The organism is Pseudooceanicola aestuariicola (genome assembly GCF_045763785.1).
GTDB lineage: Bacteria > Pseudomonadota > Alphaproteobacteria > Rhodobacterales > Rhodobacteraceae > Pseudooceanicola.
This window is the reverse complement of record NZ_JBJGSF010000001.1, coordinates 180416-204931: the sequence shown is the minus strand read 5'-3', so window position 1 is coordinate 204931 and position 24516 is coordinate 180416. Positions and strand designations below refer to the sequence as shown.

Genomic DNA, 24516 nt, shown 5'->3' with positions numbered 1-24516 from the left:
TTCGCGATCCGGGTCATTTACGGCCGAACTGAATCGGAGCTCTTAGTCCGCCTTTGGAATCATTCGGCCGATGCGCCGACCGCCCAGGATGTGCAGGTGGTAATGCGGCACCTCCTGCACACCATGTTCCCCGGCGTTCGAGATAAAGCGGCATCCCTGCCCTTCATCTGCAGTCACGCCCATTTTCTTGCAGACCTCGGCCACGGTGCGGTTGAAATCCACGATCTCATCTGCAGACGCTTCGCCCGCGAAATGATCGTAGGTCACGTATGGACCTTTGGGGATCACCAGTACGTGCACGGGGGCCTGCGGCTGAATATCTTCGAAGGCCAGCGTGTGGTCAGTTTCCAGCACGGTCTTGTTGGGGATTTCGCCACGCAGGATCTTGGCGAAAATGTTTTGGTCGTCATAGGCATAGGCCATCGGGAACCTCAGTCGTCGAATAGGTGTCGGGTTTGCGCCAAGTCTTGCGCCACATGATCGGGAACCGCAAGGAAGCGCGCGATTTCTTCCGCGTTCTGGGCCGTGGTCGCTGACTGGCGGATGCGGCTGTAATTTTCGTAGCCTGCGTCGCGGATCACGTCCGCCTCCATCTGAAGGGCGTCGCGGACTGTGGGGATCAGCCGCTCCAACGCCTCGTCCGGGGCATCTTCGGGCGCAAGTCCTGTGCGTTTGGCGTGGCCTGCCACATAGGCGTCGTCGAAGGTGCAATCGATTTCAAGGATCGAGGTTACGGCGCGGTCTGACGTGAAATCTTTGATCAACTCCGGGCTGCTGGGGTCAAGGCAGATGACCATGCGGCTGGTTTTGAAATAGTCGAACAGCATCCGCATCAGCGACCGGCGGTGGCGCGAGCGTTTGTAGAGCGAGGCTTGGATCCCCCCCAGATCGGGCAGCGGCGTCGATTCCTCGTGGAACAGGTATTCGATCACCGGGATGTCGGTCACATCGCGGATACGGGCCGCCAGCCGCTTGGCCACGTGCCATTTCTTGCAAAAGATGATCAGCAGTTCGCGGTCCCGGCCCAGCGTCGCCTCATTCTCCCAGAAGCGCGGGGCATAGCGATGGCCGATCCGTCCGCGGTTCCTAAGGAAGGCAAACAGCGCCCGCCCTTCGTTGGAGATCGAAAACTCCACCCCCGTCGCCGCATAAAGATCGCCGGTCCTGCGCTTTAGTTCAGTCGCCTCGGCGCTTACCTTTCGGGCGAAGAGGAAATCCTGCGCCAGCAGCATATCGTAGTGATCATTATAGAATGTCGCGGGCATCCCGTAGTCGGTGAACATCAGGAAGGTCAGCGTGCGTGATCGGATTTCATCCGACGGCACAAGGTGGCGGACGATGGTCTGGAAAAACGTCTCGTCCGGGATCCAGGTGGTGGAAAAGAACCGCATGACATCGCGGCGGGCGCGGACGAAATCCATCACCGCCTCGACCGTCTGACGCCGCAGACACCACCATTGGCTGCCGATCTGGACCTGCAGATCCTTGGGGATTTGCCGTGTCAGACCCAGTCGCCGCTGCAGGTTCAGCATCTGGTAGAACAGCCACTTGTGTTTGCGTTCGTTCAGATAGTGGCGATAAATCAGCCGCTCTTCCTTGATGCCGGTCTTGATCCAGTTGCTGTTGAAGAAATCAAAGCTTTCAATGAAATCCGCGTCGTTTTCATCTAGGAAACGATGGGCGTATTCGGCGGATTTGATCGGGATGCAATCGCCCGACAACATGTAGAAATGCGTGGCCCGAGGAAAGGCGTTCAGCGCCGCGTCGACCGCTTGCAATGTCGCATCGACCAAGGACCATTCGCCCCAGCCACACTTGATCCGCTTGGCGGCAAAGGTCACCCTGTCATTGTCCGCAAAGGCTGCACGGATCTGGTCGTAGGCATCCTTGGGCGCATTGCCGTCGAAGTGGATCGACACATAATCACCTACGGCTGTCAGGCGCGCAGCCTGGTCGATGATCGCGTCTGGATCCTTGTGGCACAGAAGGATGTAAGCAATCGTCGCCATTTCCGAAACAATTACCTGCTCTTAGGTTGTTTTGTCCCTAGTACTACACAGTTGGACAGATTGATATACCGGCGAAAGTTTGCTTATTTACCTTTCAAACAGAACGGGATGGCAAAATCATCCCGTCGATCGGAGGTTGAGCATAATGGGGTTTCCCGGGGTCTGGATGACCGAAAGCGAAAGCATGGTGTACCGTGTGGTGCCGAAATGCGCGTGCTCAACCATCGGGCAGATCATGTATTTCTCGGATCATGGGGAATTTTATGACGGCGACATCCATGATTCCAAGGACGGTCTGCACAAATGGGCGCAGGACCACAGTCAGGAACTGATCCAGGCCAACGTACAGGATCACAAAAGCTACTCCTTCACCTGCGTGCGCAACCCCTACACGCGGATCCTCAGTTCGTTTTTCGACAAGATTTGCGGCATTCAGCGCAACGGCAACCGCTACCGCGGCAACCTTGTACCGCTCTTGGTGCAGAAATACGGGATCGAAGTGGGCGGCGACGATGGGAAAGAACCGTTCGACCAGATCCGGTCGTTCCGGCGGTTCCTGCTGTTCGCCCGCGACACCATCCGCTGGCGCCGCCCGATGGAGCCTGACATTCACTGGTCCGCCATGTCGGGCCATATCTCCACCTTCATCGTGAATGGCGGCAGCTACGACCACATCTTCTGGACCGAGGATTTCAATACCGGCATGCAGAAGGTGCTGGACAACACGCAGCTGCCGCACGCCATCGACCTGTCCCAGATCCCACGTTTCAACGAAAGCGAAGGACATGGTCCCAAGCGGGAACATCCGGTCGAGGATTACTTCGACGACCTGTCGATGCATCTGGTCTACGAGATCTACAAACGCGATTTCGAGCTGTTCAAATACGATTTTGAAAACCCCGCCAACAAGATGCCGATCGGAGAGATCGATCTGGCAGAGGTGCACGCCAAGCTTGGGGACTGATCCCCGCGCCCCTGTCTTCAGGTCTTCTTCTGGTTAAAAATACCTCCGCCGGAGGCATCGGGCCTCAGTGAGGCCCGACAGCGTCAGCGCGGCAGTTTGGGCGATGCGCGATCCAGCTTTAGGTCTGCATCCGAGAACTTGAACGGCGCGCGTACGCCCGGCACGCCTTCGGGCTCGATCCGCATACCGCGCGCGATGACCTGCGGATCCTCGAACACCTCGGCCATGTCGTTGATCGGACCGGCGGGGATGCCCTTGTCTTCGCATTGGGCCAGCAGCTCGGCTTTGGTAAACCGCAGGCAGGCCTCTGACAGGCGGCGGATCATTTCTTCACGGTTGGCAACCCGGTCCGCGTTGATCAGATAGTCGGGGTCGTCCTTCATGTCGGGCAGGCCCAACACGTCGCAAAGCCGCTGGTACTGCGCGTCATTCCCTGTGGCGATGATGATATGGCCATCTGACACTTCGAACACCTGATAGGGTGTCAGGTTCGGGTGATAGTTCCCCGTCCGCGCAGGCGGCGTGCCCGTCGACAGATAGTTCATCGCCTGGTTCGCCGTGACCGCGACGGCCGAATCCAGCAGCGACATATCAATGTGTTGCCCGCGGCCGGACGCGGTACGCTGATGCAGCGCGGCAAGGATCGCGGTGGCAGAATAGATGCCCGTGAACAGATCGGTGATCGCCACGCCCGCACGCAGGGGTGGGCCGTCGGGTTCGCCGGTCAGGGACATCAGGCCGGACATGCCTTGGATGATGTAATCATACCCCGCGCGATGCGCGTAAGGCCCGTTCTGCCCAAAGCCCGTGATCGAACAATAGATCAGGCCGGGGTTGATGGCCGACAGGCTGTCGTAATCCAGCCCGTATTTCTTCAGCCCACCGACCTTGAAGTTTTCAATCAGGATATCCGCGTCGCGGACAAGCTCTTTCACCTGCTCCTGCCCCTCCGGGGTGCGGAAATCGCAGGTGATCGAGGTCTTGCCGCGATTGCAGGAATGGAAATAGGCCGCTGTATGGTCGTCATCGCGGTCGATGAAGGGCGGGCCCCACTTACGGGTGTCATCCCCATCGGGGCTTTCGACCTTGATCACCTCGGCGCCTAGGTCGGATAGCGTCTGTCCTGCCCACGGGCCCGCAAGGATGCGGGCCAGTTCGACAACTTTCAGTCCATTCAGCGGCGTCGCCATCAGCTTTCCAACTTGGCGTCCAAGATCGCCCTCAGATCACTGTAGGACATGTTCGAATGCTTTTCACCGTCGATGAACAGCGTCGGCGTCGCCGTCACGTCATAGGTCTGCGAATTGTTCTGCCACCAGGCCACGAGGGTCCGAGCCTTTTCTTCGTCGGCCAGACAGGCGTCGATAGCGTCTGCCTCAAGGCCCGAGACGAGGCCGATCTTGCGCAGACGATCCGCGATCCCGGCCGGATCCTGATTGCCGATCCAGTCGCGCTGCTGGTTGTACAGCATATCGGCAATGCCAAAGAACCGGGTGGGTTCACAGCGCGCGATCATCGCAGCCCAAAGGCCGAATTGGTCAAAGTACACGTCGCGATAGGTGAACTGCACCTTGCCGGTGTCGATGTAGTCGGACTTCAGGTCCTTAAAGACGGTCCGGTGGAAATTGGCGCAGTGCGAACAGGTAAAGGACGCATATTCCGTCATCTTGATCGGTGCGTCATCGTCGCCCATGACCATTTCATTGATGCTGGAGAAGTCAGCATCGCCGGTCGACGCATCGGTCACGTTGGCAATCTGCGTGGTCTTGGGCTGGTTGATGTACCAAAGCCCACCTGCGGCGGCGATGGCTGCGGCGGCACCGCCCATCATCATAGCTCTGCGGTCCATGAAAGGTCCTTCCTATTTGTCCTGCTTGCTTAAAACATTCCGGGCCAGCGCCTCAAGCGCCGATCTGAGGCCCTGATCGCCCACGTCATGGGCGACATCCCTAGCCCGCGCCACGATTTCGGGACGCGGGGGTTCGGGGGCGGCCTTGGGCGCGCCACCCATGTCGAAACTGACCTGCCCATCGGCAAACCCGGTCGAGGCGGTCTGGGTCACGCGAACGCGCGCGATGGCATTGTAGCCGTAGACCGCGTTCACGCGTTCACGCAGTTGGTCCTTCTGCATCTCGACCATCGGGGCCATGGGGCCAGTGGTCAGCAGGGTCAGCGTCGCGCCAAAACCTTCGCGCCCGAACTTTACATCCACAGGCCGCGCCATGCCTGCGACGTCGCCCGCGATCTCTTCCCAATGGGTCAGAAGGCGGGTGACGGCAAAGCCGCGCGTCTCACCTGCGTGGCGGATGCGATCCTCCAGCAGTTTTGACGCGCTTTTGAAGCCGTAGGTGGATGTATTGCGGCGGGCCATCTGTTCCCTCGTGCGGTTGTTCTCTATCCTAATCGCTAATTCGGCAGGAACCAGAGGCAGCGGAACACTGGGCGTAAACTATGCGTGACGAAACTGAAACTCACGGGCCAGAACAGGGGGCGGATCAGGCAGCTACGCTTCTGGCGTGGTACGACGTGCACGCGCGTGATCTGCCGTGGCGCGTGCCACCCCTGTCGAACGCGGCGCCCGATCCTTACCGCATCTGGCTGTCCGAGGTGATGTTGCAACAGACCACCGTCGCGGCGGTGAAAGAGTATTTCCAGCGCTTCACGACGATCTGGCCCACAGTCAGCGATCTGGCCGCGGCCGAGGATGACCGTGTGATGGCCGAATGGGCGGGGCTTGGGTACTACGCGCGCGCCCGGAACCTGCTGAAATGCGCGCGGGTTGTGGCGTCGGACTACGACGGCGTGTTTCCGGGGACCGAGGCGGAATTGCTTAAGCTGCCCGGTATCGGCCCCTATACCGCCGCCGCCATCGCCGCGATCGCCTTTGACCAGCGCGCGGTCGTGATGGACGGCAACGTGGAACGCGTGATGGCGCGACTTCATGACATCCACACCCCCCTGCCCGAGGCCAAGCCCGAATTGAAGGCACAGGCAGAGGCGCTGACGCCGGACCATCGCCCCGGCGATTACGCGCAGGCGGTGATGGATTTGGGCGCGACAATCTGCACCCCACGTTCGCCTGCCTGCGGGATTTGCCCGTGGCGCGATCCCTGCGCCGCGCGGGTTGCAGGGACCGCGCCGGAATTGCCCAAAAAGACGAAGAAAAAGGCCAAACCGATCCGGCTGGGCATCGCCTATGTCGCGCGCACCGAAGACGGGGCGTGGCTGTTGGAAAAGCGGCCCGATCAAGGATTGCTGGGCGGAATGCTGGGCTGGCCCGGCACCACATGGGCCGAGGGCGAGCCTGTCGACACCCCGCCCCTGCCCGCCGACTGGCGCGATCTGGGGGCCGAGGCGCGGCACACCTTCACCCATTTCCACCTGCGTCTTGCCATCCGCGTGGCGACCCTGCCCACGGGCGTTGATCTGCCGGAAGGGATGCGGCTGGTCGACAAACACGCGTTCCGCCCCTCGGACTTACCCACCGTCATGCGAAAGGCATTTGACCTTGCTCAAGGCGCGTTGGAAACTTAACGCGACTATGACCCCGAACCGGACGGAGCCTCGGATGTCAGCCCACCCCATTACCAATCTGAAATCGGCACTGCCCTTCTGGATGACGCTTGTGAACGTGCCTTTGGCGATCATGGGCACGCTTTGGGGCGGCTGGTGGTTGCTGGCCCTGCCCGCCTACGGCCTGATCCTCGTCTCAATCCTGGACAAGATCGCCGGGCTGAACGAGGCGAACGCCGATCCCGACACGGTCGAGGCCGACCTGTTCTGGTACCGCGCCATCACCGTGCTGTGGGTGCCTTTGCAATTCGTTCTGTTGTTCTGGATCATCGGCTATGTCTCGGCCAACCGCCATCTTAACTGGCTTGAAGTCATCGTCCTGCTCTACGGCGTGGGGATCATGACCGGCGCGGCTGGCATCGTTTACGCGCATGAGCTGATGCACCAACGGAACAAATTCGAACGCTGGCTGGCGGATATTCTGCTGTCGATGGTGCTATATTCCCATTTCCGATCCGAACACCTGCTGGTGCACCACCCTTATGTTGGCACGCCCAGGGATGCGGTGACGGCACGTTATAACGAAAGCTTCTTCCACTTTTTCCCGCGCGTTCTGCGCGAATGCCCGCAGTCCGCGTGGAAGGCCGAGGTCGCCCTGCTAAAGCGCCGCGACCTGTCGCCCTTTGACCGCCGCAACCCCTTCTGGCGCTACGCGGCGCTGCAACTGGGGATGATCGCGATGGCGCTGATCGTCGGCGGCTGGTTCGGGTTGATGATGTTCGTCGTGCAGGCCTTCTTTGCCGCGTGGATGCTGGAGCTGACCAATTACATCGAACACTATGGCCTGACGCGAAAGTATCTGGGCAACGGCAAGTTCGAACATGTGAAGCCGCAGCATTCGTGGAACGCCGCGCATAAGGTATCGAACTGGCTGCTCATCAACCTGCAGCGCCATTCGGATCACCACTACAAACCCGACCGCCGGTTCCCGCTGCTTCAGCACCATGCCGAGGATCAAGCGCCGCAATTGCCCTACGGCTATCCGCTGATGACCTCCATGGCGATGGTCCCCCCGGTCTGGCGGCGCATGATGAACCCCCGCGTGCGCAAATGGCGGGCGATGTATTATCCCGAGATCACGGATTGGGAGCCGTACAAGCGCGGCGATTTCGCATGATCGTCGTCGTCTTCCGCGCCCACCGGACCGAGGCAGGCGATGGCCCCGACTATTACGCACATCTGGCCCGGATGGCCGAGATCGCAGTGACGATGCCCGGCTATATCTCGCACAAGGCGTACAAGGCCGAAGACGGCGAACGCCTCACCCTGTTCGAATGGGACAGCGAAGAGACCCTGCGCGACTGGGCGCGGCATTCAGAGCATGTCGAGGTCAAGAAGATAGGCCGGGACCGGTTCTATGCGGATTATCACCTGCAGGTTTGCACCGTGATCCGCGAGTCCAAGTTCAACCGCGCCTGAAAAAGGCGCCCCACCACGAGGGACGGGCGGGGCACAGGTAGACCGATCACCGCCGCGCAGTACGGGCGGCGGTGCGGTCGGCTAAGCTATTGGTGAATTAGTTCATTTCCGCGCGGATTTGCTGGCGCAGCAGATCGATGGGAATGGTCTTCCCGTCTTTCTTAAAGTGCCAATAGGTCCAGCCATTGCAGGACGGCGCATTTTCCAGATGCGCGCCTACTTGGTGGATCGACCCGTTGAACCCGTCAGTGGCCAGCGTCCCATCGGCGCGCACGCGCGCGGCCTTGCCACGGGTGTTCACCAGCATCTCACCGGGGCGCAGCATGCCGCGTTCGACCAGCTGGCCAAAAGGCACGCGCGGTTCGGACCGCTTGGATGCGCTGACCTGCAGGGCTTCCTTGTCGAACTTGCGAACCTTCGCCAGACGCGCCTCTGCCACCTTGCGGTAGCTTTCTTCGCGTTCGATCCCAATGAATTCGCGGCCCAGCATCTTGGCCACGGCGCCGGTGGTGCCCGTGCCAAAGAAGGGGTCCAGAACCACATCGCCGGGGTTGGTCGAGCCGATCAACACGCGGTGCAGCAGGCTTTCCGGTTTTTGCGTCGGATGTGCCTTATCGCCATTCGCGTCTTTCAGGCGTTCGCCACCGTTACAGATCGGCAGAACCCAGTCTGACCGCATCTGCACGCCTTCGTTCAGCGATTTCAGCGCCTCGTAATTGAAAGTGTATTTCGCACCTTCGGATTTCGACGCCCAGATCATGGTTTCATGCGCGTTGGTGAACCGCTTGCCGCGGAAGTTCGGCATCGGGTTCGATTTGCGCCAGACCACGTCGTTCAGGATCCAATAGCCCGCATCCTGCAGGGCGGACCCAACACGGAAGATGTTGTGGTAGGACCCGATCACCCAGATCGCGCCGTTCGGCTTCAGCAGACGGCGGGCCGCGGCCAGCCATTCGCGCGTGAATTTGTCATAGGCGGCAAAGCTGTCGAACTGGTCCCAATGGTCGTCTACGGCGTCGACCTCGGAATTGTCCGGGCGGTGCAATTGACCCTTGAGTTGGAGGTTGTACGGCGGGTCCGCGAAGATCAGGTCGATGGACGCTTCGGGAAGCGAATTCATCACCTCGATACAGTCGCCGGCGACAATAGTGTTCAGAGGCAGAAATGCCTTGGGATCGGTTCTTTTCATCCTGCTTTAGCCTTTGCTGAGGCACCGATTCTCGGCACTTATGGCACCAATTCTTGATGCTCACTGCGTTGCGCTAAGGATGATTCGAAACCGATTCGTGGTCAATTTCTTTTTTGATTCAAGGGCTTACTAATCAGGCTTTACACAAGATATTGTGGACGGGCTTGAAAGATTTTCTATGGTGTGGGGTCACCCCTAGAGCTTGAAGCGCCGAAATATGGCTTTTTGAAGGATAACCGGCGTTTTGCGCCCATCCGTAGCCGGGAAACTGTTGCTCTAAATCCCGCATGATCGTGTCGCGCGCGATTTTCGCGGCGATCGACGCGGCCGAAATCGACACGGATCTGGCGTCACCTTTGACCACCGTCGTCGCCGGAATTGTCAGTCCGCGGGGGATCATGTTGCCGTCGATCAGGCAGTGATCCGGCGGCACACTTAGTCCCGCCACCGCCCGCTCCATCGCCAGATGGCTGGCGCGCAGGATGTTCAATTCGTCGATCTCTTCAACGCTCGCGTGGGCGACGCTGATTTCGGCACAGGCCTCAAGCTCGGCCAGCAGCGCCACGCGCTTCTTTTCACTCAGCTTTTTGGAATCGTTCAGACCTTCGGGGATGCGCGCCGGGTCCAGCACCACCGCCGCTGCCGTCACTGGCCCCGCCAGTGGGCCGCGTCCGACCTCGTCCACGCCCGCAATCCGCATCACGCCGCGATCGCGCAGTTCAGTCTCGAATGAATAATCTGGTCCGCTCATACCCCTGTCCTACTCCTGCACCGCCAAGCGCGGAACCCCTGTCCTCTTCTGGTTCCAAATACCCTCGGGGGTGAATTGAGCCTATGGCTCAAGAGGGGGCAGTGCCCCCAATTCCCCAAAAAACCCAAGTTTTCCAATCCCCGAACATTGCGACAGCCCCCATCACGCGCTACATCACCCCCGCATCATCAGGCATGGTGCATCCCCGTCCCTGCCCCAAGATCGGAGGCCCGACGCGCATGCAGACGCCTTACTACCTCATCGATAAGTCCCGGCTTTTGCCGAACATGGAGAAGATTGCGTGGTTGCGCGAAAACTCTGGCGCCAAAGCGTTGCTGGCGCTGAAATGTTTCGCCACATGGTCGGTGTTCGACATGATGTCCGAATACATGGACGGCACGACGTCGTCGTCGCTCTTCGAGGTCAAGCTGGGGCGCGAGAAATTCCCCGGCGAAACCCACGCCTATTCCGTCGCCTGGGCGCCGAGTGAGATGGAAGAGGTACTGGCATCTTCGGACAAGGTGATCTTCAACACCGCGCAGCAATTGCAGTTGCACGAAGAGATCAGCCGCAATCATACCCGTGGGCTGCGGGTGAACCCCGGTGTCTCGACCTCTAGCTTCGATCTGGCAGATCCGGCCCGGCCCTTTTCACGCCTTGGCGAACATACGCCCGAGGCGATCGAACCAGTGGCGGACCTGATCAGCGGATTCATGTTTCACAACAATTGCGAAAACGCGGATTTCGAACGGTTTGACGCGATGCTGGGCATGATCGAACAGCGCTTTGGCCATCTGATCCGGCGCATGGACTGGATCAGCCTTGGCGGCGGCATCCACTTTACCGGCGACGACTACCCGCTGGACAAGCTGGCCGAGCGGTTGAAGCGCTTTGCAGGCCAAAACGAGGTGCAGGTCTATCTGGAGCCCGGAGAGGCGGCGATCACCAAATCGACCACTCTAGAGGTCACGGTGTTGGACACGCTTTATAACGGCAAGAACCTTGCGATCGTCGACAGCAGCATCGAGGCGCATATGCTGGACCTGCTGATTTACCGCGAAAGCGCGAAGATGGAGGAAAGCGGCGATCAGGAGTGGATGGTCTGCGGCAAATCCTGTCTGGCGGGCGATGTGTTCGGGGAATTCCGCTTTCCCAAAGCCCTGCAACCCGGCGACCGTTTGTCTGTTCAGGACGCAGCAGGTTACACAATGGTCAAAAAGAACTGGTTTAACGGCGTGCAGATGCCGTCCATAGCGATCCGTGAATTGGATGGCACCGAACGCTTGGTGAAATCCTTCACCTATGACGATTTCGCGGCGGCCCTGTCGTGAAGCATCCGCGCCCTGCGGGGCGCCTGTTGAAACCGGTGTCGCGGTGCGGCGCCTACTCATCTGAGGGGATTCAGACTTGAAGAGAAACGTTCTCATCATCGGCGCCGGCGGTGTCGCACAGGTGGTCGCCCATAAGTGCGCCCAGCATGCCGAGGTTCTGGGCGATCTGCATATCGCCAGCCGAACCAAGACGAAATGCGATGCGATCATCGAAAGCGTCCGCGCCAAGGGCCACGACTGCGCCTTTACCTCGCACGAGGTCGACGCCACGCAATCCGACGCGGTCGCCGCGCTGATCCGCGACACGGGATGTGAGATCGTCATCAACGTCGGCACCGCCTTCGTCAACATGCACGTGCTGGACGCCTGTATCGAAACCGGTGCAGCCTATATCGACACGGCCATTCACGAAGAGCCGGACAAAATCTGCGAAACCCCGCCGTGGTATGCCAACTACGAATGGAAGCGTCGCGATGTCTGCGCCGAAAAGGGCGTGACCGCGATTCTGGGCGCAGGCTTTGATCCGGGCGTGGTGAACGCCTATGCCCGCTTTGCCGCCGATCAGATGGACGAAGTGAAATCCATCGACATCGTCGACATCAACGCTGGCAGCCACGGCAAGTATTTCGCCACGAACTTCGATCCGGAGATCAACTTTCGGGAATTCACCGGCGTGGTCTACTACTGGGAAGACCAGCAGTGGAAAGAAACCACCATGTTCGCCTCGGGCCGCGAATGGGACCTGCCGATTGTCGGCCCCTCCAAGGCCTATCAGTCCGGCCATGACGAGGTGCATTCTCTGGCCGCCAACTATCCCCAGGCCGACGTGCGCTTCTGGATGGGCTTTGGCGATCACTACATCAACGTCTTCACCGTGCTGAAGAACATCGGCCTGCTGTCCGAACAGCCCGTCACCACCGCCGAAGGCCAAGAGGTCGTACCGTTGAAGGTGGTCAAAGCCTGCCTGCCCGACCCGGCCAGCCTTGCGCCCGACTACACTGGCAAGACCTGCATCGGTGATCTGGTCAAAGGCGTGAAAGACGGCGAAGAGATTGAGCTGTTCGTCTATAACGTCGCCGATCACAAGGACGCGTATAACGAGGTCGGCTCTCAGGGGATTTCCTACACCGCCGGTGTGCCGCCCGTCGCGGCCGCGCTGCTGGTCGCCAATGGCGCATGGGACGCGAAAGCCATGAAGAACGTGGAAGAGCTGGACCCGAAACCTTTCTTCACCCTGCTGGACCGGATCGGTCTGCCAACGCGTGTCATCAAGGGCGGACTGAAAGGCGAAGACATGGCCTGGACCGATTACAAGGGCTGATCGCTTTTTCACGACAGTCAGACGAAAAAGAGGGGGGCTTTTGGCCCCCCTCTGTGTTCGGTCCGCCGGGATGTCGGCGGGTATGTTCGATCAGGCGTTAAAGCCGTTCCGACGCAGGCAGCGCGGTGCGTAGAACAGGCGCGGGCCCTGGGCGTAGTTGCGGCGGACGCAATCGCTCGGCAGCGTCGCGCGGGTGCCACGTTGCGCACAGCGAACCGCATAGCCTTCGGTCCAGCCACGCTGGCCACGGACAGTCATCAGGCAGTTGCGCGGCACGGACACGCGGCGGTGCTGGGTCTGCGGTTTCTGGTGGCGAGGCTTCTGATAGTGGTTGTTGTACCGGTTTTGCTGGTGGCGCTGCTGGTAGTTGTGCTGTGGCTGGTGGTTATAGTTGCGCGTCACAGTCTGCTTTTTGCGCTGTTCGGCGGCCAGTGCGCTGCCGATAATGGCCAGCGCGGTGGCGCCGACGATGATGCGCACGGCATCCCGATCACCGGCCTGTGCGGTGGATACGTTGATAGAGGTGATGCTCAGCGCGGCGGCCAGCACGGTTGCAAGGATCTTGCGAGTCATGGGTGGGCTCCTTCTTGGTTCCCTGTTGGTGCGGCGAAGGTGCCGCGACGAGGTAGGAACAGGTTCGGTCGAAGGGGTGAGATCGGGCAATAACGTCACAAAGTTATCGGATAACAGCGTGCGCTTGGGGCCTAGGTTATTGAATGACGACAGGTGCGGGTGCACATTCCGGGGACACGGAAGGATTTCTGACTAGCCTTTGCCAATTCTCCTCTGACCCCCGAGTGACATGAAACGTTTGCCCCATACCATCGCCGCTGTTCTGGCCCTGTCCCTTGCCCCTGCCGCAGCGCAGGCCGCCTGTACGGTTGAATACAAGGCCAAGCAGGACAACCCCTTGCGCCTGACCGTCGGAACGCTGCAGGTTTCGTCCTGTGACCCCACAAAGGCTGCGGCCGAGGTTCGGGCGCATCTGGCACAGCAGGGCTGGACGCTGCTGAAGGTTCTGTCAGTCAAGGAATAACGCGTGCACCAACCGCCAGAAAGCCAGACCTTCGCCGCCGACGCCCGCCGCGTCGGCACGCGCGCCGTGTTGATCGGCGTCGGGGCGATCACGGCGCTTTTGCTGATCGGCGGGGTGATCCTGTTCCTGACCCTGCCGGATGCGGGTGTGTTCAACGAAAGGGTCGAAAAGCTTTTCGTTGAAAATGACACGCTGACTGGCGACGCCGAGATCAAGCTGCTGGAGATCCTCGCCCAGTCCGGCACCGCCTTTGCGGAAACGCTGGCGGGCTACCGGATCGTGATCTTTGTGCTTTTGGTTTTCTCCACCGCGCTTCTGGTGGCTGCGTTGGTGTTCCTCGTGATTCTCGTCACGCTGAACAAACGCATGGCCGAAATTGAGCGCGCGGGAATCGAGGTGAACTCTCTGCTTATCTCGCGCGAGGAAAAGACCGTCTATCTGAACAACCACGGTTTCAAACTGACAGACGCCGCGATGGAGACGCTGTCGATTCTCGCCGAGGCGCGGATGGACGACGAAATGCTGACCGGCGCGCAGATCGAAGCGATGATTTCAGGCCGCAGGGCCGAAGATTGCGACGAAGCTGCAGGTGCCACGCGGATCAAACGGCTGCGCGACACGCTTGGCAACCAGCTGGTCAGCGAACTGCTGGTCCGTAACATCGCCCGGCGTGGCTATATGCTGTCGGTCGGCAAGGATGTCATCCGGGTCGTCTGACCCCCATTTCGCCAACATATGAAGAAGACAACAAAAAAGGCGGGGATAACCCGCCTTTTGTATAGTGGTGAGCCGTGAAGGATTCGAACCTTCGACCCACTGATTAAAAGTCGGAGGCTGTTTGATTTTCGGATTTGTTCCGGTTCGCTCCAGCGAGTTCCGAAGGCTTCCAAAAATCAAGAAAAACTTTGATTTATCCATCCATTGCAGATGCTTGAATTGATAGCCAAGTGTTCTAAAGTGTTCCGAGGCGATCCATGTAGAGCCACCCTCTTTTGTCCCCCAGTTGTCCCCCAGACGTCTCCATGAGTAAAAAAAACCATGCAAGTAAGCCTCACCGACAAATATCTAAAGTCCTTGAAGCCCAACACCGAGCGCATCGAGGTTTCAGACACTGTTCGGAGGGGGCTTCGCTTCAGGCTATCACCCATGGGACATGCAACTTGGGTATATGAGAAGCGTGTAAAAGGCGGTCCCAAACGGAAGCACACTTTGGGGGAATATCCCTTGGTGTCCATCAAGGATGCGCGTCGAATTTCGGCTGAGATCCAAGTCGAGGCGGATGCTGGGATTGATCGGGTGGCCATCAAGGAGCAAGAGAAGCTTGCTAACGAAGAAAACAGACACAACACCAAGACGGTCAGGCACCTTTTTTCAGACTTTTACGACCTACACGTCAAAAATCTGCGGACCGCTGAGGACAACATGAAAGTTCTTTGGGACAACTTTGGTCAACATGCGGACACCCCGTGTTCCCAAGTAACCAATTTGATGCTCCAGGATGCGATAGACAAGAAGGCCCGCACGGCACCTTACCAAGCCAATAGGCTCAAAGCCGCGCTCTCAAAGTTGGCAAAATTCGCTCGGCAACGTGGTTACTTCGGCCCAGATGTTGGCCGGGACCTTGCCAAGGCCATCAAAGAACAACCGCGTGAACGCGAACTCAGCCTCGACGAGGTCCGTCGGATTTACTGCGCGACATTCGCGTTAGGTGACACTTTCGGTGCGGCTCTCCGACTCTTGTTGCTGACCGCACAGCGACGCTCAGAAATCGCCAAACTCCAATGGTCTGAAGTTAACTTCGAAGGTCGTTACCTGAACCTCGGAGCGGCTCGGACAAAGAACGGTGAAGGCCATATTACGCATTTGTGCGACGCATCTATGGCGGAGATAGCCGACATGAGGGCTCTCGCTGACGAGGATGCACAATATGTCTTCACGACAACCGGATATAGCCCAATATCCGGTTTCACTAAAACCAAGAATAAGCTCAACGAGGTTCTTGAAAACTCCATCAAAGACTGGCGCTTTCACGATTTCAGAACAGCTTTTGCGACGACCATGTGTGACCTTGGCGAAGACGAAGCCGTGGTGGACCGTGTGTTGAACCACAAGGCGAGTGGTTCGGCTCCAAGTCCGGTTGCGAGGATATACAACCGAGCAAAGAAGCTGAAGGAACGAAGAATGCTCCTTGATAGGTGGGGCCTATTGGTCTCCACCGACGCAATCCCGGAGGATAGTTGATGTTTTGTCCGCCGGGATATGCGCTGCTTGAGCAGATTTACCCCAAAATTCTCGACCGGTCTCAAACAACGATTGAGTTCGATGAAGTAGACGATGACGATGTCATCGGACTGTATTTCAGGCATTCGTTGAACGCGATGTTCGCGTTGGAAATGTTCTTGGCATCCTGCCCTTCACTGTCTGTTTGCTCTCCCCAGGGGGAAGTTCTGAGGGTTTCAAACCGGATTCTGACCAGACTTCGTAGCGATAGTGCGCCTCCAGATCATCGATATTTTGAATGTATTGATGAAACGACTTGGTTGGTTGATGTCGAGCCTTGGGGGGCACCGAAACCGACTACAGACGTCAGAGAGCGGATCGTCGAAGCTCTCATCAACAATCAACGAAAGCGTGCGAACATGTTCTCGCGTTTTAACGGATGGTCCATTACCATAAAACAAGAAGATGTCCCCCAAGACAGCGGTTCGTTCGACCTCTATCTCAATTTCGGGGACGCGCTGGCGGATGCGACAACAGACGAACCGCCAGAAAACGGAGTGTCGGAGCAGAAGGACGGTAGGCCGCCGAAGATACTCACGGCTTTGAACGCTTACTGCATGAGATATCCCGACGGACGAAAAAATACTCCCGTCAACATTATCCAAACCAGTGTTATCGAACAGATGGGCCAGGACTGCTCAGAAACAACCATTCGCCGCGTCTTTCGGCTGCGTGAGCTGTTGGATAAACTGCTGGGGTCAGGTGATTTCGAGGCTGGCAGTGAACTATCGGAAGAACGGGTCGCAGCGGCCCTTGACGACCCATCTGAATTGATCGGAAGCATGCCAGCCGCCAAACTGGCTACAGCATCTTTGAGGGCAGGATACCCTTTCAAATAACCTGATCACAGTCCGCCAAAACTCAGAAAGAACATGCAAAAACCCCACCAAAACCCCAGCGAGTTTTTGGTGGTTTTGCAAGTCTGACGGTCCGATGTAGCTCGGCTTACCATTCCGACAGCTTCCACCAAAAACCGAAAGGGTCTTGGAATGACTGTCAAATTTCTGCGCCGCCCCGAAGTCGAAGGCATCACCGGCCTAAGCCGCTCGTCGATTTACGATATGATGGCCCGCGACGAATTCCCGCGTCCCGTCAGCATCGGAAAACGTGCTGTTGCATGGCGCGACGACGAAATTTCCGACTGGATGAAAGAGCGCACTGCTTCGGCAGCCTAAAGAAAACCCCCGCAAACCCGACCGGGTCAGCAGGGGCGTTATTCTTTCAGGTGCAAGCGGAAGATAGCGAATGCTGTCCGGTCCTTCAAGAAAAAGGATCGAGCATGATCAACAACAAACTGAAGCCACCGGCGAACTGCCAACGCATCTGGCGGGTCTCCGACCTTCCCAAGGGAAGGGGTGCGCAGTCGTATCGGTTCACCAATACCGACGGCTCCGAAATCAACGTCATCCTTGCGAACCGGCGTCGTCAGGTCCTGGAGCTCCTTCTGAAAGGTCCGGTCTACTGTGCCTCGCCCGTGCGCCTTTCAGACATGGTCCATGTGCTGAAGCGCGAGAACGGCCTTGAGGTCCACACCGAGTTCTATCCCGGCGACACCGAAACGGGTGCCGGAACCTATGGCGTCTATTTCCTGAAGAGCCGTGTTGCCCGGCTGTCGGCACTGGAGGCGGCATGATGCGGAACCTTCAGATAGCGCGTCTTCGCACCCGCCACGCCCTTCCGGAGCACAAAGCGGCGCTGATCGCTTTCCTGATCTACGGGGAGGCCCGCCAATGAGTGCGCCCGTGATCATCACCAAGAACAGTCGCGAGGAAATCCGTGTCAGCGTCAACGAATACCAAGGGCACCAACTGGTCAGCCTTCGTGTCTGGTTCGAAGCTGACGACGGCGACATGCGCCCCAGCAAGAAGGGGCTCGCGTTCCGTGTTGAGCTTCTCCCGCAGGTATCGGCGGCACTGAAATCCATCGAAGCTCAGCAGGAGGACGCATGAACGATAATGCCTTCCCTCAGACCGGTTGGGTGGATGTCGTGGAAGCACGCGGGTTGGAGCTTATCCCGCGCTTTTTCGCGACCGTCTATCAGGTCTACCAATGGTCGGAGAGCCGCGACAGCGGCCAGATCATCGGCACCTATTGGACCCGTCCCGAAGCCATCACCTTCGCCCAGCAATGGGCGGAGGACCATCACCACAAACTGACCACTGCGGAAATCGTCCCACTCCGGCGGGAGGTTGCCCATGTCTGAGCAAATCCTTCAAGCCTCACGACCGGTGGATGCCGCCTTGGACCTCGCGGCGAAGGGGTTCCCGGTATTCCCATGCGGCCAGGACAAGCGCCCTCTGGTGAAGTGGACCGAGGAAGCGACCACAGACGCGACCAAAGTCGAAAGCATGTGGCGGCAGCATCCCGGTGCCATGATCGGGTTGCCGACCGGTCCAAAGTCCGGCCTCTACGTGATCGACCTCGATGTGGACAAGAAGACAGGCGAAGCAGTTGGCGAAACCACGCTAAGCGCCCTCGGACTGGCTGACCTCATGGTCGAAGGTTTGAGCGTCTGCACCCCGAGTGGCGGCAGGCATATCTACTTCCAGCACCCCGGCGAAGGCTTTGGAAACTCCGCCAAGCGCCTCGGTAACGGCATCGATACCCGGGGCGACGGTGGCTATGTCATCGCTCCGGGCTCTCAATCCGGGTCTCAGAGTTATCAGGTCGTCACCGGTAATCTGGACAGGGCAGCCCTGCCCGCTCTGCCCCAATCGGTCCGCAATCTCCTGACGGCACCGAAGATGACATCGAATGTCTTCCGCCTCGATGTAGGCAGCCAATCGGCATGGGCTGATGCCGCCCTCGCTGGCGAACTTGGTAAGCTCATGGCTGCACCAGAAGGCCAAAGGAATGACACCCTGAACACGGTGGCCTTCCGCCTCGGGCAGATTGTCGGGTCAGGTCGGCTCGATGAAGGCCAGGTGCGGGGCCGTCTGATGGGAGCCGCCCAGGCCATCGGACTGATGGAACAGGAGGCTTCTGCGACCGTAGAAAGCGGTCTGTCGGCTGGCATGCAGAATCCCCGTGATCCGGTTCAGCGCGAGGAAAGCGGCCCGACTGTTGCGAAGCCCTTCGATCCGGAAACCGATGATGACGAATTCATCTTTGCTGCCTCACTGGAAGGCGTTCCGGTCCCGCCCCGCGAATGGCATGTGCCGGACATCATCCCGGCCGGAACGGTTACGATCCTCAATGGCGATGGCGGGACAGGAAAGAGTTTGATCGCGCTTCAGTTGGCCGTTTCCACGGCTCTGGGACAGCGTTGGCTGGGCCAAGAGTGCAAGAGCGGCAAAGTGCTGTTCATCAGCGCCGAGGACGACAAGAAGGAACTGCACCGGCGGCTGGATGACATCATTTCAGCCGAAAGCATCAGGTTCGCTGACCTCAAGAAACTCGTCTTCCGCAGTCTGGCAGGAAAGGACGCACTGCTTGCCGTTCCTGATGGCAAGACGAACATTCTGCATGAAACGCCCCTGTTCCAGATCATGGACCATTGGATCGGCCGCCACAGACCGGCGCTGGTGGTGTTCGACACGCTGGCCGACCTGTTCGGAGGTGACGAGAACAACCGCGCCCAGGCACGCCAATTCATCGGTATCCTGAAGGGCCTCGCGCTCAAGCATGAGACCACTATCCCCCTGCTGGCGCATCCATCGCTCTCAGGCATGGCCAACGGCTCGGGGAGCTCCGGCTCCACAGGCTGGAATAACTCGGTGCGGTCCCGTCTGTATTTCCGGCGGCTCAGGGCGGACGGTGAGGAAATCGATCCGGATGCCCGCGAACTCGAAGTCATGAAGGCGAACTACGGGCCGACCGGTCTGGTGCTGAAGCTTCGTTGGAAAGAGGGCGTATTCGTCACCGACACGTCGCACGGTGGCACCCTCGACCGCATGGCGGCGGATGCCAAGGCCGAACGGGTCTTTCTCCGTCTGCTGGACGACTACACGGTTCAAGGCCGTTTTGTATCAGCCAGCCCTTCCAGCACGTTCGCGCCCACCGTTTTCCAAGGCCACCCCAACGCTGAGGGCATGAACAAGCGGGCCTTCAAGATGGCCATGGAGCGGCTTTTCCAGCGCGGCGCGATTACCGTCGCCACTCACGGCAAGGGTGCCAAAGCACGCAACCATATCGCCAGAAAGACGGAGCAGCACGATGACTAAAGACAGGGTGCAACGCCGGGGCAACGCCGGTTCAACGGGGGGTGCAACGATAGGGGCAACGCCCGGTCAACGCCCGTGCAACGGGGGGGAGAGACACCCCCTATATACCCCCTGCGTTGCACCCGCCCTCGGCGGCGGGGTGCACGCCAGCCAAAGGGGGGCTGCATGACCAACCGAAACAACGGTAGCACAACGGGTCGAAACGCTGACGGGACCTTCTCGTCCGGCAATCCTGGTCGGCCTGCTGGTGCCCGGCACAAAGTCACCCGTGCCGTTGAAGAGCTCCTTGGTGGCGAAGCTGAACAGCTGACCCGCAAAGCCATCGATATGGCTCTGGAGGGCGATAGCGTTGCGTTGCGCCTCTGCATGGAACGGATTGCGCCAGCGCGGAAGGATACTCCTGTTGAATTCTCGCTCCCGCCGATGGCCTGCGCGACGGATGCCGCAATCGCGGCAGAAGCAATCCTCAAAGCTGTTTCAGAAGGCTCGCTGTCGCCCATGGAGGCCGCAAGCGTCATGGCATTGGTCGAGACATACCGGAAGACACTCGAAACCGTCGAACTGGAAGCACGTCTCGCTAAGCTGGAGGAACAGCTATGCAAATGAGGCAACGACTTTCCCGGCTCGAAACCCGTAGCGCTACCGACGAAATCTCTATCCGGGTCGTGATCGCTTCCGACGGTGGTGGGCCGGATGATAACAGGCCCCCGATTATGGTTCGCGTAGTTGAACCAGAGAATACCCTTCAGGCAGCGGAGGAGCAGACATGAGCCTCAAGACGCGCCTCTCAGCTGCCGAACGGAAGACCGGCCAGGATCGTGAGCCGGACATCGTGATTTTTCAAACTGTCTATGAGGCAAAGGACGGCAGCGCAGAGAGCTCGCACTGTCGCGCGACGGTGTTCTTCGGCCCCGGTCAGTCGACCTTTCTGGAATCTCAGCCGAACGAAGATCCAGAAGATTTCCGCTGTCGCGTTCGCACCATCGCACGCCCAAACAACGAAGCCCAAATGGAGACCGCACAATGAGCTTGCAAAACCGTCTCGCTAAGCTGGAGGGCCATACGACGCCGACCGCCGGACCGGAGATAATCATTGTCCGCGCAATCGTTGCACCCGGCGGCAACTCCTATCCAGCCTACGCCTATTTTGTTGGTCACGCCGTGCAGCTCAGCGCTGAAGACGGCGAAACCTGCGAAGGCTTCTCCGGGCGCTGTGAGAAGCATTTGTCAAACCTGAAAGCCAAACCAAACCGAAAGGAATACCAATGAGCAGCTTTTTCAACTGGGCCGACATGTTCGACGGAGGAGGTCCCGGTAGGTCGGGTAATCGCTATACAGGCGGCCCAATAGCGCGCTTTGGAAACAACATCCTGGATGAAATGAATTTTCAAAGCAGCTGGAGTGGCAAACAAAACGGGCATAGCCGACCAACTGGATACACCTCCTTTGCGGACATGTTCGACGGAGGAGGCCCTGGCGCGTCCGGTGGGCGGTTCCGCGGTGGCGGTATGATGTCAGTCATGGGCAATCTGCTTGGTGGCGCGGGACAACCTGAAATGCAACATGCTAAACCCTCTGCCCCACTTCCAGCGGTTGAAAAAAATCCGACGCGGGCAATTGCCGAGGCACTGCTTCGCAACAGGAATCGCACCCCTGGACTTTGGTGAGGATACCAAGATGGCGAACACATTCGAGACTGACGATCAGCGACGCCTCCGGCTTCAGCAGCAGCAGCTTCAGTTCCGGCAGGATATGGCCCGCCAAGGGGAGATGCAGGCCTACGAAGTCCAAGGACAGAACGGGCGCTCCTACGAAGCTCAAGCAACCAGACCAGATGCGGCGGCAAATGCCACAAAAGAATACTGGGCCCAACACGGTGGGGCACCGCAGGGCGGCGGGTCTTCAAGCTACGAAGATGCAATGACGAAAGCGCGTGAACTTGTCGGCGCTGGCCGAGTAGATGAAGCAAAAGACCTTGCACTTCGTGCGCTACAGCAACGCGATCCGTCTGAGCTTACACCTGAACAGCGGGCTATCCTGGACAAGTATCAGCCCAAGGTTTCACGAGAATTGACCCCGGAGAAGCGAGCGGTCCTCGAGAAGTATGGGTATCGCCCCCCCGCGCCAGCCATACCCACTCCCGCGCCGAATATGAGCCTGCTCGGGCGCCTGAAAGACAATGTAATCGGGGTCGATGACGGAGTTATGTCTCCGGGAGAAAAACTTGGCTCGCTTCTCAATAAGGCCGGCGAAAGCATGACGATGGGCGTTATTGGTGATGAAGCCGGAGCCGCATTCGACGCGGCAGTCGGACGAGGGAGCTATGAAGACCGGCGCGACCACTATCGGCGGCAGGAAGCTCAGGTCGAACGCGAAAATCCGTATCTCTCCATTGGCGCGGATATCTCGGGCGCATTGATTGGCCCGGGCAAGGGCGCAGCCGGTTTCGTGAACGCCGCGAACTCGGGGATCGGTCGCATTCTTCGCGGTGCGATCGCAGGAGCCGGGGCCGGAGCTGTCGGCGGGGCAATGGAAGGGGAGACAGCTGAAGGTCGTCTTCAAGGCGCAGCGAGGGACGGCGCAATCGGTCTGGCGGCCGGTGGAACGCTCTCAGCGGTGGGTCAGGGCTTCAACAGGGCCTCACGCGCCCTGAGCCGCCGTCCAGAGCTCAGAGAGGCCATTCCGACGCTCGACAGCCTAAGAGACGAAGCCAAAGGCCTCTACGCGGCTGCTGAGCGTTCTGGAGCGGCTTTGCCAAGGTCGGGCATGGCTCAACTGCGAGACGGAACTTCTTCCGCCCTCAAAGATGCGGGCTATCACCCTCGCCTCCACCCGAAGCTTTCCGTTGTGCTTGGCGAAATCGATCACATGGCCGCAACCGACCAGCCATTGCAGAGGTTGGAGCAACTGCGGCGGATGGCTGGCAATGCGGCAAGTTCCCTTGAGCCGGACGAGCGCCGTCTGGCGTCGATGGTCATCGACAAAATTGACGACGCGGTGGACGGCATGGGCGATGCTTCTGCACCACTCAAGCAAGCCCGGGAAGTATGGTCCAGGATGCGCCGCATGGAGGCGGTCGAGGCCATTATCGAGGACGCATCGAATAGCCCGAACTTCGAGCAGGCGTTGCAGACGAAATTTCGGGCGCTCCTTCGCAACCCGCGTCGCATGCGCGGCTTTAGCCAGGCCGAGCGTGACGCGATGGGGAAAATCGCCCGGGGCACTGCTACGGTCAAATCTCTAAAGTCGCTGGGCAGTCTGATGGCCCCCAACTCAATTTTCGGGGCGATGCTGACGGGCGGAGCTGCTTATGCCACCGGTCCGGCTGCCGCCGCCATTCCCGCTGTCGGCCTCGGGTCCAAAGCTGTCGCGAACGCGATGATCAGGTCACAAGCCGAAGGTGTCCGCCGGATGGCTGGCATGGACGATCACAAGAGAAGGATTATCGAGGCATTGCTTGGGCGCGCAAACCCGCTTGCCACTACAGCAGGCGCGTCCGGAACAATCGGTGGCTTGATGGGCTATCGATCAGAATGACGGGTGTCTTGGCGGCCGCTTGATAGCGGGAGATAGCGGCCGCAAGTGTAGGGCGACCGTTTTTTAACGGTGGATAATGGCGACCCCAGCATGCTGGCAAAGGCGTCCATTATATCAGACCGGAAAGCCCGGCCCCCAATATGATCACGATAGCCCAGATGTATGGCCAATATTCCGCCCCGCCATGCGAGCCGTCAGAGTGGCTGTCGCCCAGGGTGTCCGCGTAGTCTTCTTTTTCGTCATGCATCCGGTGACCCCGCTTCGTAAATCACATGGCGCTCGTCTCCAACGCCGGGAATAGTCAGTCGCCATCGCGAAAAGCCGACAACTCTCGAGTCGTCGATGTCGAAAGCCAATTCACCGGCAGCACTGACGAACATCGTGGAATGGTTCCGGGTTCGCACTGCGAAGCAAGGACCGGCTTCAGACAAAACAACTTGCCCCGGGAGGATATCCGCCCGAGTTGGGCTCACTCGGGACGCGTCGGAGACATCGACTTCGAGCATGAACTTTTTGGCCAATAGATATCGACGTGACCCTCGCCCAATCTTGTCCGGGCGAAAACCGCCATCGCCGCCCTCCGGTGCTGCCAGTTCGAAACCAAGGATTTCATTTTCAAATGAGAACAGAAACATCGGCGAGCGGCTATAGAACGCGTCGCCAATCAGCAATGACCCCTTATCCGCTTGCGAAGGGTCAACCAGTGCAATCTCGTCCAAGTCCACAAACATCATCGTCGCTCCGAAACTGATCACCGTGTCCGACCTAAAGATGGGGGACACACCGAGTTATTGGAAGGGCTGTTTCCACTTTGACGCTTGCGAGTTGCGCCGACGCCGGTAATCTTCGTTAACAATTGTGGAGGAGCGGGAAATGAAGTCCTTTATCGTATGCATGCTTTCAATGGGACTGGCTCTCCCGCTTTTGACCGTAAGCGCATCAG

General features: G+C 59.0%; 29 protein-coding genes. 20 read left to right on the top strand and 9 right to left on the bottom strand.

Translation table 11 applies throughout. The features are described 5' to 3' along the window. Positions 1–42: 42 nt before the first annotated feature. Together ACI3GR_RS00905 and ACI3GR_RS00900 are read right to left on the bottom strand one after the other, a co-directional pair. On the bottom strand, positions 43–423 hold the full coding sequence (locus ACI3GR_RS00905; protein WP_407491905.1) for an HIT domain-containing protein: 381 nt from the start codon (positions 421–423) through the stop codon (positions 43–45). Between the two features lie 8 nt (positions 424–431). Continuing rightward, the gene (locus ACI3GR_RS00900) at positions 432–2009 is read right to left on the bottom strand and encodes a DUF5928 domain-containing protein (protein ID WP_407491904.1); all 1578 of its coding nucleotides are present in this window, start codon (positions 2007–2009) and stop codon (positions 432–434) included. Between the two features lie 145 nt (positions 2010–2154). Between ACI3GR_RS00900 and ACI3GR_RS00895 the strand changes: the two genes are divergently transcribed. After that, entirely contained in the window at positions 2155–2973 is an 819-nt protein-coding gene (locus tag ACI3GR_RS00895) for a sulfotransferase family protein (RefSeq protein WP_407491903.1), read from the top strand. A gap of 83 nt (positions 2974–3056) precedes the next feature. On the opposite strand, the gene ACI3GR_RS00890 is transcribed toward ACI3GR_RS00895, so the two are convergent. From ACI3GR_RS00890 to ACI3GR_RS00880, 3 genes are read right to left on the bottom strand one after another with little or no spacing between them, the layout of a single operon-like run. Further along, positions 3057–4163, bottom strand: coding sequence for a CaiB/BaiF CoA transferase family protein (locus ACI3GR_RS00890; RefSeq protein WP_407491902.1), 1107 nt, complete (start codon positions 4161–4163; stop codon positions 3057–3059). Then, positions 4163–4822: a DsbA family protein gene (locus ACI3GR_RS00885; protein WP_407491900.1), complete on the bottom strand. Its 660-nt coding sequence runs from the start codon at positions 4820–4822 to the stop codon at positions 4163–4165. Before ACI3GR_RS00885 ends, ACI3GR_RS00890 begins: the two co-directional genes overlap by 1 nt. Before the next feature lie 12 nt (positions 4823–4834). Then, positions 4835–5344: a DUF721 domain-containing protein gene (locus ACI3GR_RS00880; protein WP_407491899.1), complete on the bottom strand. Its 510-nt coding sequence runs from the start codon at positions 5342–5344 to the stop codon at positions 4835–4837. Positions 5345–5424: 80 nt separating this feature from the next. On the opposite strand from ACI3GR_RS00880, the gene mutY reads away from it, so the two are divergent. The 3 genes from mutY to ACI3GR_RS00865 are packed head-to-tail and all read left to right on the top strand — an operon-like array spanning position 5425 to position 7965. Then, a complete protein-coding gene (gene mutY / locus ACI3GR_RS00875) occupies positions 5425–6507 on the top strand; it encodes an A/G-specific adenine glycosylase (protein ID WP_407491898.1) in 1083 nt (360 codons plus the stop codon). Between the two features lie 34 nt (positions 6508–6541). Next, entirely contained in the window at positions 6542–7663 is a 1122-nt protein-coding gene (locus tag ACI3GR_RS00870) for an alkane 1-monooxygenase (RefSeq protein WP_407491896.1), read from the top strand. Then, the gene (locus ACI3GR_RS00865) at positions 7660–7965 is read left to right on the top strand and encodes an antibiotic biosynthesis monooxygenase family protein (RefSeq protein ID WP_407491895.1); all 306 of its coding nucleotides are present in this window, start codon (positions 7660–7662) and stop codon (positions 7963–7965) included. The genes ACI3GR_RS00870 and ACI3GR_RS00865 overlap by 4 nt, the downstream gene beginning before the upstream one ends. A 97-nt stretch (positions 7966–8062) precedes the next feature. Here ACI3GR_RS00865 and ACI3GR_RS00860 read toward each other — a convergent pair whose 3' ends face one another. Both ACI3GR_RS00860 and rnhB read right to left on the bottom strand, forming a co-directional pair. Further along, positions 8063–9154 (bottom strand): site-specific DNA-methyltransferase, encoded by a 1092-nt coding sequence (locus ACI3GR_RS00860; RefSeq protein ID WP_407491894.1) that lies wholly within the window; start codon positions 9152–9154, stop codon positions 8063–8065. A gap of 133 nt (positions 9155–9287) precedes the next feature. Continuing rightward, complete coding sequence (gene rnhB / locus ACI3GR_RS00855; protein ID WP_407491893.1) at positions 9288–9905, bottom strand: ribonuclease HII; 618 nt, start codon at positions 9903–9905, stop codon at positions 9288–9290. A 239-nt stretch (positions 9906–10144) separates the two neighbouring features. Here rnhB and ACI3GR_RS00850 point away from each other — a divergent pair, with 239 nt between their 5' ends. Together ACI3GR_RS00850 and ACI3GR_RS00845 are read left to right on the top strand one after the other, a co-directional pair. Next, positions 10145–11236, top strand: coding sequence for a carboxynorspermidine decarboxylase (locus tag ACI3GR_RS00850; RefSeq protein ID WP_407491892.1), 1092 nt, complete (start codon positions 10145–10147; stop codon positions 11234–11236). A 76-nt stretch (positions 11237–11312) separates the two neighbouring features. Then, the gene (locus ACI3GR_RS00845) at positions 11313–12557 is read left to right on the top strand and encodes a saccharopine dehydrogenase family protein (protein WP_407491891.1); all 1245 of its coding nucleotides are present in this window, start codon (positions 11313–11315) and stop codon (positions 12555–12557) included. Positions 12558–12647: 90 nt separating this feature from the next. On the opposite strand, the gene ACI3GR_RS00840 is transcribed toward ACI3GR_RS00845, so the two are convergent. Then, positions 12648–13130, bottom strand: coding sequence for a hypothetical protein (locus ACI3GR_RS00840; RefSeq protein ID WP_407491890.1), 483 nt, complete (start codon positions 13128–13130; stop codon positions 12648–12650). A 229-nt stretch (positions 13131–13359) separates the two neighbouring features. On the opposite strand from ACI3GR_RS00840, the gene ACI3GR_RS00835 reads away from it, so the two are divergent. From ACI3GR_RS00835 to ACI3GR_RS00770, 14 genes are all read left to right on the top strand, one after another. Continuing rightward, entirely contained in the window at positions 13360–13593 is a 234-nt protein-coding gene (locus ACI3GR_RS00835; protein WP_407491889.1) for a hypothetical protein, read from the top strand. Between the two features lie 3 nt (positions 13594–13596). Continuing rightward, positions 13597–14310 (top strand): winged helix-turn-helix domain-containing protein, encoded by a 714-nt coding sequence (locus ACI3GR_RS00830; protein ID WP_407491888.1) that lies wholly within the window; start codon positions 13597–13599, stop codon positions 14308–14310. Positions 14311–14631: 321 nt separating this feature from the next. Beyond that, on the top strand, positions 14632–15834 hold the full coding sequence (locus tag ACI3GR_RS00825) for a tyrosine-type recombinase/integrase (protein WP_407491887.1): 1203 nt from the start codon (positions 14632–14634) through the stop codon (positions 15832–15834). After that, positions 15834–16712: a hypothetical protein gene (locus tag ACI3GR_RS00820; RefSeq protein WP_407491885.1), complete on the top strand. Its 879-nt coding sequence runs from the start codon at positions 15834–15836 to the stop codon at positions 16710–16712. Before ACI3GR_RS00825 ends, ACI3GR_RS00820 begins: the two co-directional genes overlap by 1 nt. 150 nt (positions 16713–16862) lie before the next feature. Further along, positions 16863–17048 carry a helix-turn-helix transcriptional regulator gene (locus tag ACI3GR_RS00815; RefSeq protein WP_407491884.1) on the top strand — a complete coding sequence of 62 codons (186 nt, stop codon included), beginning with the start codon at positions 16863–16865 and terminating at the stop codon, positions 17046–17048. Positions 17049–17152: 104 nt separating this feature from the next. Next, on the top strand, positions 17153–17506 hold the full coding sequence (locus ACI3GR_RS00810; RefSeq protein ID WP_407491883.1) for a hypothetical protein: 354 nt from the start codon (positions 17153–17155) through the stop codon (positions 17504–17506). Positions 17507–17603: 97 nt separating this feature from the next. Then, complete coding sequence (locus tag ACI3GR_RS00805; RefSeq protein ID WP_407491882.1) at positions 17604–17822, top strand: transcriptional coactivator p15/PC4 family protein; 219 nt, start codon at positions 17604–17606, stop codon at positions 17820–17822. Then, positions 17819–18076, top strand: a complete 258-nt coding sequence (locus ACI3GR_RS00800) for a hypothetical protein (RefSeq protein WP_407491881.1) — start codon at positions 17819–17821, stop codon at positions 18074–18076. The genes ACI3GR_RS00805 and ACI3GR_RS00800 overlap by 4 nt, the downstream gene beginning before the upstream one ends. After that, on the top strand, positions 18069–20036 hold the full coding sequence (locus ACI3GR_RS00795; protein ID WP_407491879.1) for an AAA family ATPase: 1968 nt from the start codon (positions 18069–18071) through the stop codon (positions 20034–20036). Before ACI3GR_RS00800 ends, ACI3GR_RS00795 begins: the two co-directional genes overlap by 8 nt. Before the next feature lie 165 nt (positions 20037–20201). Next, complete coding sequence (locus ACI3GR_RS00790) at positions 20202–20642, top strand: DUF5681 domain-containing protein (protein WP_407491878.1); 441 nt, start codon at positions 20202–20204, stop codon at positions 20640–20642. 160 nt (positions 20643–20802) lie between these two features. Then, positions 20803–21063 (top strand): hypothetical protein, encoded by a 261-nt coding sequence (locus tag ACI3GR_RS00785; RefSeq protein WP_407491876.1) that lies wholly within the window; start codon positions 20803–20805, stop codon positions 21061–21063. Continuing rightward, a complete protein-coding gene (locus ACI3GR_RS00780) occupies positions 21060–21305 on the top strand; it encodes a hypothetical protein (RefSeq protein ID WP_407491874.1) in 246 nt (81 codons plus the stop codon). The genes ACI3GR_RS00785 and ACI3GR_RS00780 overlap by 4 nt, the downstream gene beginning before the upstream one ends. Continuing rightward, positions 21302–21703, top strand: coding sequence for a hypothetical protein (locus ACI3GR_RS00775; RefSeq protein ID WP_407491873.1), 402 nt, complete (start codon positions 21302–21304; stop codon positions 21701–21703). Before ACI3GR_RS00780 ends, ACI3GR_RS00775 begins: the two co-directional genes overlap by 4 nt. Before the next feature lie 10 nt (positions 21704–21713). Continuing rightward, positions 21714–23573 carry a hypothetical protein gene (locus tag ACI3GR_RS00770; protein WP_407491872.1) on the top strand — a complete coding sequence of 620 codons (1860 nt, stop codon included), beginning with the start codon at positions 21714–21716 and terminating at the stop codon, positions 23571–23573. A 239-nt stretch (positions 23574–23812) separates the two neighbouring features. On the opposite strand, the gene ACI3GR_RS00765 is transcribed toward ACI3GR_RS00770, so the two are convergent. Beyond that, on the bottom strand, positions 23813–24307 hold the full coding sequence (locus ACI3GR_RS00765; RefSeq protein ID WP_407491871.1) for a hypothetical protein: 495 nt from the start codon (positions 24305–24307) through the stop codon (positions 23813–23815). Between the last annotated feature and the right edge of the window lie 209 nt (positions 24308–24516).